Below are 12,248 nucleotides of genomic sequence, written 5' to 3'. Positions count from 1 at the left end.
GTGAAATGAGGGATAGAAGTGATCGATCTTTATCGGGAAAAAGAAGAAGATTATTCACGATTTCTGCACTTCCTTAAAATGGCTGATGACAATGAACAGGAAATTAATTCCTATATCAAAACCGGGTCGTTATGGAGTATCAGGGATCAGGAGTCTATTATAGGTGCTGTTTTGTTAATTCCTTATGGCAACTCTGGGCTGGAAATTAAAAACATTGCCTTAGCAGAGGAGATGAGAGGAAAAGGAACAGGAAAAAGCGTTATTGAACGGATAGTCCAACTGGCAAGGAATGAAGGGTACAAAAAGCTGCTTGTAGGCACCGCAAATTCTAGTATTGAAACGATCATATTTTATCAAAAATGCGGTTTCAGAATGAAGGAAGTTAAGCAAAATTATTTTTCTCATTATGAACCGCCGATATTTGAAAGTGGTATACAAGTATTGGATATGATAGTCTTTGAATTACTAATTAGCTGATTTAAACTCATTAAAAAGGAAAGAGAAAGAAATCATTGTATATTCTAGTTTGATCTTGTACACTTTTATAGAGAGAAATGATAGGAGGAAAGAAAGATGGAATTATGGCTTGCGATTGTTTTAATTGTCGTGGCTTTGCTAGCAGGTGTTGCGCTTGGATTCTTCATCGCCCGTAAGTATATGATGACGTATCTTAAGAAAAATCCGCCAATCAATGAGCAAATGCTTCGAATGATGATGATGCAGATGGGAATGAAACCATCCCAGAAAAAAATCAACCAAATGATGAGCGCTATGAACAAGCAGCAGTCTAAATAATCCCTATTACATTTGGGTTTAATATTAGATAAGAAGCAATTATAAGAAAAGTGAGCTGGACTAAAGGATAAGCAGCAACTCCTTTCATACACTTTTTTTATCCCTGCTTTTATCTTTCATCAAGATAATCTGAAACCGCTTTTTTCAACCGGGAACATTACCGGTTGAAAAAGCGGTTTTTTAAGTTGATGATCCGGTTAGATTGTCTTTTATGGCAATGGAAAATATTAAAGCACTTCTTCAATAACTGACGTCCCTTCCGCCTGGTCACGATCCTGCCATTTCCATTTTTCATGCAATCTGATTCTGCCATCCTCGAGCACCTCTGGAGTGGAATAACATTGACCTCCTCTAATCTCATTTTTTGTATTTACATGGTTGTATTTGAAATTCAAGTTGCCTTTGTTATCTACAATCCCAATTAACGTCCCTTTTACAATTTCACCACCACTATAGCTTGCTGATAGAATATGGCCCTCCTGTGTGTACTCAAAGAAAGTTTTTGAAGAAACCTCACCATTTGATGAGTTATCAATTGAAACAAATTTTTTCCCATTAAAATTTAGCATTTTTATCCCCGCCTATAAATTCTGAATATTGTTGATATAGTATCGTAACTGCGTATTAACTTCAAGAGTCTTTTAAAATACTTTTTCTTTGTAAAATTAGCAGAAAAATAAATCTTCTCACATCATACGTTATTTGGTAAGATATTGAGGTTGTCATAGTAATTATTTACATATCTAATAAGCTCATGATTAGGAGAGGAGAAGCGATGAGAGTATTTCTTTATTTAATGTGGTTTTTTAAGCAGGAGAAAAAAGCCTATGTAACCGGCATCCTTTTGTTGCTTCTTGTAGCTTTTTTGCAGCTTGTCCCTCCAAGACTAATTGGCGTTGTCGTTGATGCAATTAATAATGAGACACTTACTTCAGCTGATTTAATTAAATGGATGACTCTATTATTATCATCTGCTGTCGGGATGTATGTGCTGCGCTATATTTGGAGAGTGATGATTTTTGGATCTGCTGTTAAATTAGGACGCCAGCTAAGAGAAAGACTTTATAAGCATTTTACCCAGATGGCTCCTCAATTTTATCAAAACAGGCGTGTAGGAGATTTGATGGCGCATGCCACAAATGATTTGAGTGCAGTCCAGCAAACAGCGGGAGCGGGCGTGCTGACGCTGGTTGATTCGCTCGCTACCGGGCTTTTTGTCATCGCCGCTATGGCGATCACCATTGACGTGAAGCTAACTTTGATTGCCTTGATTCCGATGCCTTTTATGGCAATTCTAACTAATTACTATGGAACCCTTTTACATAAGAGATTCGGAGTCGCTCAGGAAGCATTCTCGGATTTAAATGATAAAACCCAGGAAAGCATTTCAGGAGTGAAGGTGCTGAAAACATTCGGACAGGAAAAGGAAGATATTGAATCGTTCAGTTCCCTGTCAAAGGAAGTTGTGGATAAAAATATAGCTGTAGCCCGCGTAGACTCTTTATTTGATCCTACTATCGCACTTGTAGTCGGTGCTTCATTTTTTCTCTCGATCTTTTACGGAGGACAAATGGTTGTAGCAGACGAGTTAACAATCGGACAGCTTATCTCTTTTACGACTTATTTGGGCCTTTTAATTTGGCCGATGCTTGCCTTTGGATGGCTTTTTAATATCGTTGAACGGGGGCGCGCTTCTTATGAGCGTGTTGAAGCATTGCTAAATCAGGATATTGATATAAAAGATAAGCCAAATGCAATTGCTGCTCCGCCGAAGGGTGAAATACTTGTAGAAATTGATGACTTCACATTTCCGGGAAGCAGTACGCCTTCTTTGAAAGAAGTACATTTTACACTAAATAGAGGAGAAACACTTGGAATTGTCGGTAGAACGGGAGCGGGGAAAACAACAATTTTAAAATTACTCATGCGTGAATTTGAAGGCTACGAAGGTAAAATTATGATTGATTCAATATCAATAGATGAGTATTCAAAGAGTGCTTTACGTTCCTCCATAGGCTATGTGCCACAGGATCATTTTTTGTTTTCTGCTTCCATTAAAGAAAATATTGCGTTTACGAACCCTGCACTTTCTCAGTCAGAAATAAATAGAGCAGCAAGCCTCGCCCATGTACACGAAGACATTTTAGGTTTTTCATCGGGCTATGATACAGTGGTTGGGGAAAGAGGAGTTTCGCTTTCAGGAGGGCAAAAGCAGCGTATTTCAATCGCCCGTGCATTAATTATGAATCCTGAAATTCTGCTTTTGGATGATTCGCTGTCTGCTGTAGATGCAAAAACAGAAGAAGCGATTTTATCTTCTTTAAAAGAAACAAGAAACGGAAAAACAACCATCATTACTTCCCACCGTTTGAGTGCCGTCCAGCATGCTGACCTCATCATTGTCCTGGACGAAGGGATGCTTGTTGAATCAGGGAGTCACGAGGTGCTTATGAAACAAAAAGGCTGGTATTACGCAATGTATATGAGGCAGCAGCTTGAGGATCTGGTGGAGCAGGGAGGTCATGCAGAATGAAAAACGCTAATCAGCCTGTACTGTCAGGTAAAGAACAATGGAAAATACTCGCTCGGCTCCTAACCTACACAGCACCTTTTAAAAAGCAAATAGCCATCGCTTTTATATTGCTGCTAATCATGATCGCAGGTGATGTAGCGGGGCCAATCTTAATTAAAGTGTTTATTGATGACTTTTTAACTCCGCGTACCTTTCCATATGAACCCTTGGTGGCACTTGCTTCTGCTTATATAGTCATTCAGGTCGGCAATGTATTCATCACTTATTTTCAGCTGATGAAATTTCAGGAAATTGCACTGAAGATCATTCAGCAGCTGCGTGTCGATGTATTCTCGCGCGTTCAAACGCTTGGCATGCGTTATTTTGACCAGACACCCGCCGGTTCGATTGTTTCAAGAGTAACGAATGATACTGAAGCGATAAAAGAAATGTTTGTAAGTGTACTGGTCGGTTTTATTCAAAGCGCATTTTTAATCGTTGGCATTTTTATCGCCATGTTCATTTTAAATGTCAGACTGGCATTATTTTGTCTTGTGATTTTACCGGTTATTTTTTTAATTATGAAAACCTATAGGAAATACAGCTCGGTTTTTTATCAGGATCTTAGGGAGAGGCTGAGCCAGCTTAATGCGAAGCTTGCGGAATCTCTCTCCGGCATGACCATGATTCAGGCTTTTCGTCAGGAAGAACGAATGCAAAAAGAATTTGGTGATACAAATCAGCATCACTATAATGCCGGCATGAAAAACATTAAAATTGACGGTCTGCTGTTAAGGCCTGCCATTGATCTCGTTTATGTACTTGCTTTAATGATTGTTCTGAGCTTTTTTGGTATAACTTCCTTCAGCGCTGCCGGAGGCATTGAAATAGGTGTATTGTATGCTTTTATTAGCTATCTTGATCGCTTCTTTGAGCCAATCAATCAGGTTATGCAGCGTTTATCCATCTTCCAGCAGGCCATTGTTGCAGCGTCACGTGTGTTTTTGCTGTTAGATGAAAAAGAAGCAGCTCCTAAGCAGGAAAGAGTAGAAAATGCACATATTTCAAAAGGGGAAATTGAGTTTAAAGATGTTACGTTTTCCTATGACGGAAAACAGGATGTGCTAAAAAACATTTCCTTTACGGCGAGGCCGGGTGAAACCATCGCTCTCGTCGGTCATACAGGCAGCGGGAAGAGCTCAATCATTAATCTTTTGATGCGGTTTTACGAATTTAATAACGGACAGATTTTAATTGATGGAGTTTCGATAAAACAGTTTAAAGAGGAAACGCTTAGAGAGAAAATAGGGCTTGTGTTGCAGGATCCTTTTTTATTTTTTGGAACCATCACAAGCAATATTAAATTATATAATCAATCCATTTCACAGAACGATGTTAAAAAAGCTGCAGAGTTTGTACAGGCACACACATTTATTGAAAAGCTGCCGGATCAGTATGAACAGAAGGTAGTGGAAAGAGGAACAACTTTTTCAAGCGGTCAACGGCAATTAGTTGCTTTTGCACGAACAATTGCTGCGAGTCCGAAAATTCTGGTCTTGGATGAAGCTACAGCTAATATCGATACAGAAACTGAAGAAGCAATACAAATTGCCTTAGAAAGAATGAGGAGGGGCAGAACGACCATTGCGATTGCCCACCGGCTTTCAACTATTCAGGATGCAGAGCTTATTTTAGTGCTGCATCAGGGTGAAATTGTAGAGAGGGGAAATCATCAGGAGCTGTTAAAACGTAAAGGTCTTTACCATAAAATGTACCTGCTCCAAAATGGATTGGCGGAGGAACAGGAAATTAGTTAACCCGGAAAATTAAAAAGCAAACAGGTGCTGACAGCATCCTGTTTGCTTATTTTTGTAAATAGTCAGAGTATGTTTCCGGTTATGCTTGCGCCAATGGTGAACTTGGGGAACAATTCGAATACAAGCGGTCATAACGATTCAGTAAGTCATCAAGCTCCTGGGAATACTGTATTGCCGAGGATGAGGTAAGACCTTCCCGGCTTACCACATAAATCAGCATTTGTCTTTTCTCTTCAATTTGTTTGAGCAGCCTGTACTGGTCAGCCATATCGGATGTCCTTTCGATGAGCTACAGACTTTCTAACTCATACAGTTTTTGTAATTAATGTAACTTGTAGTCTATTATACAAAAGTAAAGATAAAATTTCAAAGTAAAACTTCACTAAACATCCTTTGTTCAGTAAAAATCTGCAAATCATTTCATAATTTAAGGAGGACACAAAAAGTTTGAAAATCCTAAAGTGCTTTTTTGAAAGAAGGTTTGATAAGATAGAAGTGAATTAGTTTTTGGGGAAGACCTATAAGGAGGTATATTTTGACGGACTTAAATTTATTTATCGCGTTTGGAGCAGGTTTTTTAAGCTTTATTTCTCCTTGCGTCCTGCCTTTATATCCCGCATTTTTATCTTATATCACCGGAATGTCCGTAAAGGAGCTCTCGAAGGAAAACGGTATGATGCAAAAACGAAGTCTTCTGCATACATTGTTTTTTCTATTGGGTTTTTCACTCGTTTTCATCGCTATCGGATTTTCAACTTCCTGGTTTTATGAATTTTTTGTCACCTATCAAAATCCTATTCGTCAGATTGGTGCTATTTTGATCGTGTTTTTTGGTCTGATGATAGTAGGACTGCTTACACCGGGCTTTATGATGAGAGAGCGCCGATATGAATTTAAGACGCGCCCGGAAGGTTATATCGGGTCCTCGCTGATTGGTCTTGCTTTTGCAGCCGGCTGGACACCATGCATGGGGCCGATACTTGTGGCTGTGTCTACGCTCGCAGCAAGCAATCCAGGATCGGGTATGATTTATATGATCAGTTACTTTTTAGGTTTTGCCATTCCTTTTTTTGCACTGTCCTTTTTCCTTGGCCGTTTAACGTGGATTAAACGCAATAGCAGGAAGATTATGAATTTCGGCGGCTGGGTTATGATCAGCATGGGAATCTTACTATTCTTTGATGGATTAACCTATATTATCCAAATTTTATCGCCTTTATTTGGAGATTTTCAAGGCTTTTAAATTCATTTTTACAAAGAACCTTTTCTTCTATATAATAAGAGTACTATTGTAAAGAGGTGGAGTCTGCAATGCTCTTAGTCTGGTCTACTATAGCAGCTGCCTTTATGGGGATTGCGGTTCTCGCTATTCGTATGAAAGCAGCCAAGCGCCCTGTTACTCCAAGGAAAATTATTTTGCCTCCGTTATTTATGAGCACAGGGGCTTTAATGTTTGTTTTTCCTGTTTTTAGGGTAACACCCCTTGAATTTTTCGAGGCATTAATTGTCGGGATGATTTTCTCAACGGTACTTATTAAAACGTCAAAGTTTGAAATACAAAAAGAAGGCATTTTTTTAAAACCGTCAAAAGCATTTCCTTTTATCTTACTCGGTCTGCTTATCTTTCGGGTAATCATGAAAATAGTGCTTAGCTCAACCATTGATATTGGAGCATTGAGCGGAATGTTTTGGATTCTTGCATTTGGAATGATTGTTCCGTGGAGAATCGCCATGTATATTCAATATCGTAAGCTGACTGGGAAAGATGCTAAAGAAGCATCCCAATTCGCATAAAAAAACCGTCTCAAAGGAGACGGTTTTTTATGCGAACAAATCTTCATACCCACCGAGATCGATATTGAGCTCGTCCATTTTTTTACGCAGGAATTTATGGTCCCTCTTAGGGGTAGCGATAATATATCCTCTGATAATCAGGTCCATATCAATCTTCTTAGCTCTTTCCTTAAGAGCCAGCTCTCCAATTTTTCCTGCTATTTTTTGTTTGGCGACATCTCTGAATAATTCAGGCACGGGACTGACCAGATCCTCTAAAAGATCAAGTTCCTTTCTATTCCACAAATGGATTGTTTCTTTTACATAATGCTCTTCCCAATCCAAATCGGATTTTCCATCTTGTTTTGGCATTCTTTTAAGGAATTTTCGAAACATGAAAAACCCGCCGATCGCAAACAAGCTAACAAGCAGAACAACCCAGAACAATATAAACCATAAAAACCAACCTTCGAGCACGGTGATTCACCTCAACGTTAATCCATTATTATTCTATTATTATAATGGAGTCAGCAAAGAACAGCAAGGCTTCAGATTACCTTACGAATTTAAAAAGACCCGGATTTTTCCGGGTCTTTGTTTATCTCCGCAGGCTGATTATCGTTTAATTTGTCGATAGCCGAGGGAAACGAGCTGGTGTAAATTCTCGCGACGAATGTTATAGAAGTTTTGATCGTCCGCCGTAACCGTTACATAATCGTCCGCTTTCTGCTGAACATCCCTCATAAGACCGTCTTCAACTTTACGCATGCAGCGTCCCTCCTTTTAAAATGTATATTAATATTATCTGAAAATTGGAAAAAGTACATCCGACAAAAGTATGAATTTTTATTCGATTTAAATTATAAAAACACAAACAAAGATTGGATCACGCTCCTTTTAAGCCGCTTTAGCAGCTAAATTATCAACCGCATAACCTTTTTTGATATACTACGGGGAATGACTTTTAAAATCGGGGGATTAAAAAATGAAATTCATACATACTGCTGACTGGCATCTTGGAAAGCTGGTTCATGGAATATATATGACTGAAGATCAAAAACTAGTACTGCAGGAATTAATCACAATCATAAAAGATGAAAAGCCCGATGCATTAATTATTGCAGGAGACCTTTACGACCGTTCAGTGCCGCCTACAGAGGCAGTCAATCTGTTAAATGATACATTATACAAAATTAATGTTGAATTAAATGTCCCGGTCATTGCCGTTTCTGGAAATCATGACAGTGCTGAAAGGCTTTCCTTTGGCTCATCATGGTATAAAAAATCAAATTTATATATGACTGGCAAATGGCAGCCGGATTCTGATTTTATAGAGATAAAAGGAGTGCGTTTTTATGCAGTGCCATTTTGTGAACCTGGCCCAATAAGAGAATTATTAAATAATACAGCGATAACATCTCATCATGCCGCAATGAAAGCGATTGTCGATCATATTGCTGAAGGGATAGATCCTACAGTTCCGAGTGTTTTGATAGGTCATGCGTTTGTGCTGGGAGGAAAAACGACTGATTCAGAAAGAACTCTTTCTGTCGGTGGGACAGGCTGTGTTGGAAGTGAGCTTTTTTCTCCATTTTCCTATACAGCACTCGGCCATTTGCACAACCCGGATGCCATTAAGCATGAGAAGATCCATTATTCGGGTTCTCTTATGAAGTATTCTTTTTCAGAAGCAAAACAGAGGAAGGTAATTAAAATAGTGGAAGTCCATGAAAATGGGGAAGTCAACGTAGCAGAAAAGCCGCTGAGTGCAAAAAAAGATATGAGGGAGCTTAACGGCTATCTTGAGGAGCTGCTAGACCCCGCATTTTATACGAAGCAAAAGTGCGATGATTACTTAAAGATTACGCTCCTTGATGAAGGGGCGTTAATCGATCCGATGAGCCAATTAAGACAGGTTTATCCAAATGTTCTTCATCTTGAGAAGAAAACAGCTATTCGGGATCAAAAGAACCGTAACTCTGCCCAACTGAGTAAATCAAAAGGAATGACAGATATTGATTTGTTTAAGGATTTTTACAGCCAGCTTACAACAACTGACTGGTCTTTGGAGAAAGAGAAAAAAATCATGTCTATTATGAGTAATGCAGGAGGAAGGGAAGAGCAGGGATGAAGCCGATTAAACTAACCATGCAGGCTTTTGGACCATATGCAAAAGTCGAAGAAATTGATTTTAGGGAGCTTGAAAACAGAACAATGTTTTTAATTTCCGGTAAAACAGGTTCCGGAAAAACGACGATATTCGATGCCATTGCATTTGCTATTTATGGCAAAACCAGCGGGGAAGAGCGAAGCGGATCAGACCTTAGAAGCCAATTTGCAACCCCGGCACTGTCAACAGAGGTTTCTCTTTTATTTTCCTTAAAAAATAAAATCTATAGAATAATTAGAACTCCTCAGCAGGAAAAGAAAAAAGCGAGAGGCGATGGGTACACGACGGTTAACAGTAAAGCAGAATTGTATGAGCTCATACACGGAGAGGAACGACTGCTTGCCGGAAATGTCAGAGAAGTAGAAGAAAAAATAAAACAAATCATTCAGCTGGATTTTCATCAATTTAAGCAGATTCTGATGATACCACAGGGTGAGTTTAGAAAACTCCTTGTCTCAGATAGTAGAGATAAAGAACAAATTCTTCAGCGTCTTTTTCATACCGAGATTTATACCTCTTTCCAGGAAAAGCTGAAGGTCGAAGCAGGAAGCCTTAAAACCGCAGTCGAAAACTGCCGCCAGGAGCGCTTAACCTATTTTAGCGCTATTGACCCTCTTCAAAATGAAGAACTTAAAGAACTGCTTTTGAATGAACCAATGCATGAAAATCATGTGTTAAAACTAGCAAAAGACTTAGTAGCAACTCAGAATGAACAAAAAATCAAGTTAAATAAAAGCGTAACAGAAGGTAAAAAGAATCGAGATCACTTAATTCAGGACATTGAACGTGCCGTCTATTTAAAAAATGCATTCAGCCAGCTCGAAGAATTAAAAGTATTATACTCACAGCTTAGTCGGAAAAAAGGAGAGATTTCTGAGAAAAAGGACCAGATTGATCGAGCGAGAAAAGCTGAAAAAATCTGGCCGATTAAAGTAAATTTAGATGAAAAACGACAAAAGTTAGAACAGCGCACAAGGGAAATTGAGGATTACAGGAAATCCTTAAGAATAGAAGAGGAAGCGTTAAAAACAGCCAAAGAAAAATTAGATCGTTTAACCAGACAAAAAGAATCAATTGAACAAAAAAAACAAAGTCTGCAGGAACTAGAAGCACTAGCGGAAAAAATTCAGGAACGGGCTGCAATTGAAGGGCAGCTTCTTGGTCTGAAGAATGAGGGGATCAAGGAAAAAAACCTTTTAACCAAGATGGAAGCACAAAATGAAACGTTGCAAAAAGAGCTAAAACAGTTAGAAACGGCACTTTCACTCTATCAATCTTCAAAGTTATCTTTATCCGAAAAAAAACAGGAGCTTCAAAGCTTGCAGTTTATCCTTCAAACCACTGAACGGGCTCAAAAACTCGAGAAAAATCTTTTAACGCATGAAAAGAAAATTAGCGAGCTGCACGAAAATCAAAAACTAAATGAAAAAAGAGCAGCTCAACGACTGGAAGAGAAAAAACGGTTAGATAAACAATTTATTTCTTCCCAGGCTGTGTATTTATCACAGCAATTAACCTTAAACGAACCCTGCCCGGTGTGCGGCTCACTTGAGCATCCTTCAAAAGCTTCGGGAGAAATAATTGAAGTAACTGAACAGGAGCTTACCAACGGAACACAAAGGCTTCAGGAAGCAATTGCATTAAAGGATCGCGGTGAAGTAGAACTTAAAAGCCTGCAGCAGCGGGTTAACGAACTTTATGAAGAAAAACAAGAGCTAGTAGTTGAAATAAAAAAACAAAATCTTTCTTTTGAATGGACGGATGTTAACGGCTTAATTACCTCGCTAAAAGCTGAAATCCATTCAGTTAAAAAGACCATTGACCAGACAACAAAGGAAATAATGGAAGAAAAGAAGACTCAGGTTAAGAAATCAGAAAAGGAACAGGAGCAGGAAATTCTGATTAAAAACATATCCCAAGCTTCAGAAAGTGTTCAGGCAAAACGTGAACAGTATATTGAAATGCAGGGTGATTTCAAACGGCTGAGCAGCAGCATTCCCGAGCGGTATCTCGATCAAGACTACTATTTGAGTGAACGCAAAGAGTTAATAAAATCAATTAAAGAATATGAGGAAGCACTCCGTAAAACAGAAGAAATCGTCAATGCATTAAAGGATAAGTGTCTTTCGGTTGCCAACCGGCTGCAGCAGACGATTGATGAGCGCGAAAAAGAAGCTTCACAGGCCGATGAAGTAGCACTTGCCTGGATAAAATCGATTAAGGAGCACTCCTTCGGCTCAGAGGAAGAAGTACAACTTGCGAAAGTCAGCGAATCCATGCTTCATGAACTCGAACAAAGCGTTCAGCAATTCGAAAAAGAATTTTTCGCGACTGGGCAGGAACTGAGCAGACGATCGAAAGAACTGGAGAGTAAAAGCGAGCCGGATTTACATGTTTTGGAGGAAGAGCTTGCAAAGGTGGAAGAAAGGCTTGCAGAGCTTGAAAAAGAGCTTCAGTATATAAGCTCATATATAGAAAGACACGAAGGATTGCTGGATCAAATTGAAAGCAATAAAAATAAAACAGCTGCTCTTGAAAAGGAATATGAATTGGTTGGACATTTGTCTGATATGGCAAATGGGAAAAATCATTTAAGAATCACTTTTGAACGGTATGTGCTTGCTTTTTATTTGGAGGATATTCTGACAGTGGCTAATGACCGACTGAGCAAAATGACATCCGGGCGCTATCAGCTGCTGAGGAAAGTGGACAAATCAAAAGGGAACGCTCAAGGTGGGCTGGAGCTTCTGGTTTTTGATCAATATACAGGGCAGGAGCGTCATGTGAAAACTTTATCAGGTGGAGAAGCATTTAAAGCCTCTTTATCTTTGGCACTTGGTCTGGCAGATGTAGTTCAGGCATATTCGGGCGGTGTTTCTCTTGAAACGATGTTTATTGATGAGGGATTTGGAACACTTGATCCGGAATCTCTCGACCAGGCGATAGAATCCTTAATGGAGATTCAGCACAGCGGCAGGCTGGTCGGAATTATTTCGCATGTGCCTGAGCTTAAAGAACGAATCGATGCACGGCTCGACGTTGAATCTTCAAAGACTGGAAGCGAAACATCCTTTGTATTTGTTTCCTGAAACGTGTCACAAAATCTACATCTTCCTTCCCTGCAGACCGTTGAAGACCGATAAGTATATCTGTAGCATTAATTATTGAATAGTGGAGCTAG

Annotated in this window: 12 protein-coding genes; 8 read left to right on the top strand and 4 right to left on the bottom strand. The window is 39.2% G+C overall.

Annotated elements, in window-relative coordinates; all coding sequences use genetic code 11:
* Positions 1 to 18 precede the first annotated feature (18 nt).
* Together C4B60_RS00875 and C4B60_RS00870 are read left to right on the top strand one after the other, a co-directional pair.
* Entirely contained in the window at positions 19 to 477 is a 459-nt protein-coding gene (locus C4B60_RS00875; RefSeq protein WP_104055775.1) for a GNAT family N-acetyltransferase, read from the top strand.
* A gap of 96 nt (positions 478 to 573) precedes the next feature.
* The gene (locus tag C4B60_RS00870; protein WP_104055774.1) at positions 574 to 795 is read left to right on the top strand and encodes a YneF family protein; all 222 of its coding nucleotides are present in this window, start codon (positions 574 to 576) and stop codon (positions 793 to 795) included.
* A 227-nt stretch (positions 796 to 1,022) separates the two neighbouring features.
* On the opposite strand, the gene C4B60_RS00865 is transcribed toward C4B60_RS00870, so the two are convergent.
* The gene (locus C4B60_RS00865) at positions 1,023 to 1,364 is read right to left on the bottom strand and encodes an avidin-fold protein (protein ID WP_104055772.1); all 342 of its coding nucleotides are present in this window, start codon (positions 1,362 to 1,364) and stop codon (positions 1,023 to 1,025) included.
* Between the two features lie 206 nt (positions 1,365 to 1,570).
* On the opposite strand from C4B60_RS00865, the gene C4B60_RS00860 reads away from it, so the two are divergent.
* Complete coding sequence (locus tag C4B60_RS00860) at positions 1,571 to 3,328, top strand: ABC transporter transmembrane domain-containing protein (RefSeq protein WP_104055770.1); 1,758 nt, start codon at positions 1,571 to 1,573, stop codon at positions 3,326 to 3,328.
* Entirely contained in the window at positions 3,325 to 5,124 is a 1,800-nt protein-coding gene (locus C4B60_RS00855) for an ABC transporter ATP-binding protein (RefSeq protein ID WP_104055768.1), read from the top strand. Before C4B60_RS00860 ends, C4B60_RS00855 begins: the two co-directional genes overlap by 4 nt.
* Positions 5,125 to 5,203: 79 nt before the next feature.
* Here the strand turns inward: C4B60_RS00855 and C4B60_RS00850 are convergent, their stop codons facing one another.
* The gene (locus C4B60_RS00850) at positions 5,204 to 5,392 is read right to left on the bottom strand and encodes an aspartyl-phosphate phosphatase Spo0E family protein (protein WP_104055766.1); all 189 of its coding nucleotides are present in this window, start codon (positions 5,390 to 5,392) and stop codon (positions 5,204 to 5,206) included.
* Between the two features lie 264 nt (positions 5,393 to 5,656).
* Between C4B60_RS00850 and C4B60_RS00845 the strand changes: the two genes are divergently transcribed.
* Positions 5,657 to 6,367 carry a cytochrome c biogenesis CcdA family protein gene (locus tag C4B60_RS00845; protein ID WP_104055764.1) on the top strand — a complete coding sequence of 237 codons (711 nt, stop codon included), beginning with the start codon at positions 5,657 to 5,659 and terminating at the stop codon, positions 6,365 to 6,367.
* 68 nt (positions 6,368 to 6,435) lie between these two features.
* Positions 6,436 to 6,918 (top strand): CcdC family protein, encoded by a 483-nt coding sequence (locus tag C4B60_RS00840; RefSeq protein WP_104055762.1) that lies wholly within the window; start codon positions 6,436 to 6,438, stop codon positions 6,916 to 6,918.
* Positions 6,919 to 6,945: 27 nt separating this feature from the next.
* Here the strand turns inward: C4B60_RS00840 and C4B60_RS00835 are convergent, their stop codons facing one another.
* The gene (locus C4B60_RS00835; RefSeq protein ID WP_104055760.1) at positions 6,946 to 7,374 is read right to left on the bottom strand and encodes a DUF2621 domain-containing protein; all 429 of its coding nucleotides are present in this window, start codon (positions 7,372 to 7,374) and stop codon (positions 6,946 to 6,948) included.
* A 138-nt stretch (positions 7,375 to 7,512) separates the two neighbouring features.
* Positions 7,513 to 7,665, bottom strand: coding sequence for a hypothetical protein (locus C4B60_RS21320; RefSeq protein ID WP_167578545.1), 153 nt, complete (start codon positions 7,663 to 7,665; stop codon positions 7,513 to 7,515).
* 217 nt (positions 7,666 to 7,882) lie between these two features.
* On the opposite strand from C4B60_RS21320, the gene C4B60_RS00830 reads away from it, so the two are divergent.
* Positions 7,883 to 9,028 carry an exonuclease SbcCD subunit D gene (locus C4B60_RS00830; protein WP_104055759.1) on the top strand — a complete coding sequence of 382 codons (1,146 nt, stop codon included), beginning with the start codon at positions 7,883 to 7,885 and terminating at the stop codon, positions 9,026 to 9,028.
* Entirely contained in the window at positions 9,025 to 12,156 is a 3,132-nt protein-coding gene (locus tag C4B60_RS00825; protein WP_104055756.1) for an AAA family ATPase, read from the top strand. Before C4B60_RS00830 ends, C4B60_RS00825 begins: the two co-directional genes overlap by 4 nt.
* The last annotated feature ends 92 nt before the right edge of the window (positions 12,157 to 12,248 follow it).

The sequence above is a fragment of the Jeotgalibacillus proteolyticus genome (assembly GCF_002926065.1).
Classification (GTDB): domain Bacteria; phylum Bacillota; class Bacilli; order Bacillales; family Jeotgalibacillaceae; genus Jeotgalibacillus; species Jeotgalibacillus proteolyticus.
The sequence above is the reverse complement of the archived record's forward strand: the minus strand, read 5'-3'. Positions and strand labels throughout refer to the sequence as shown.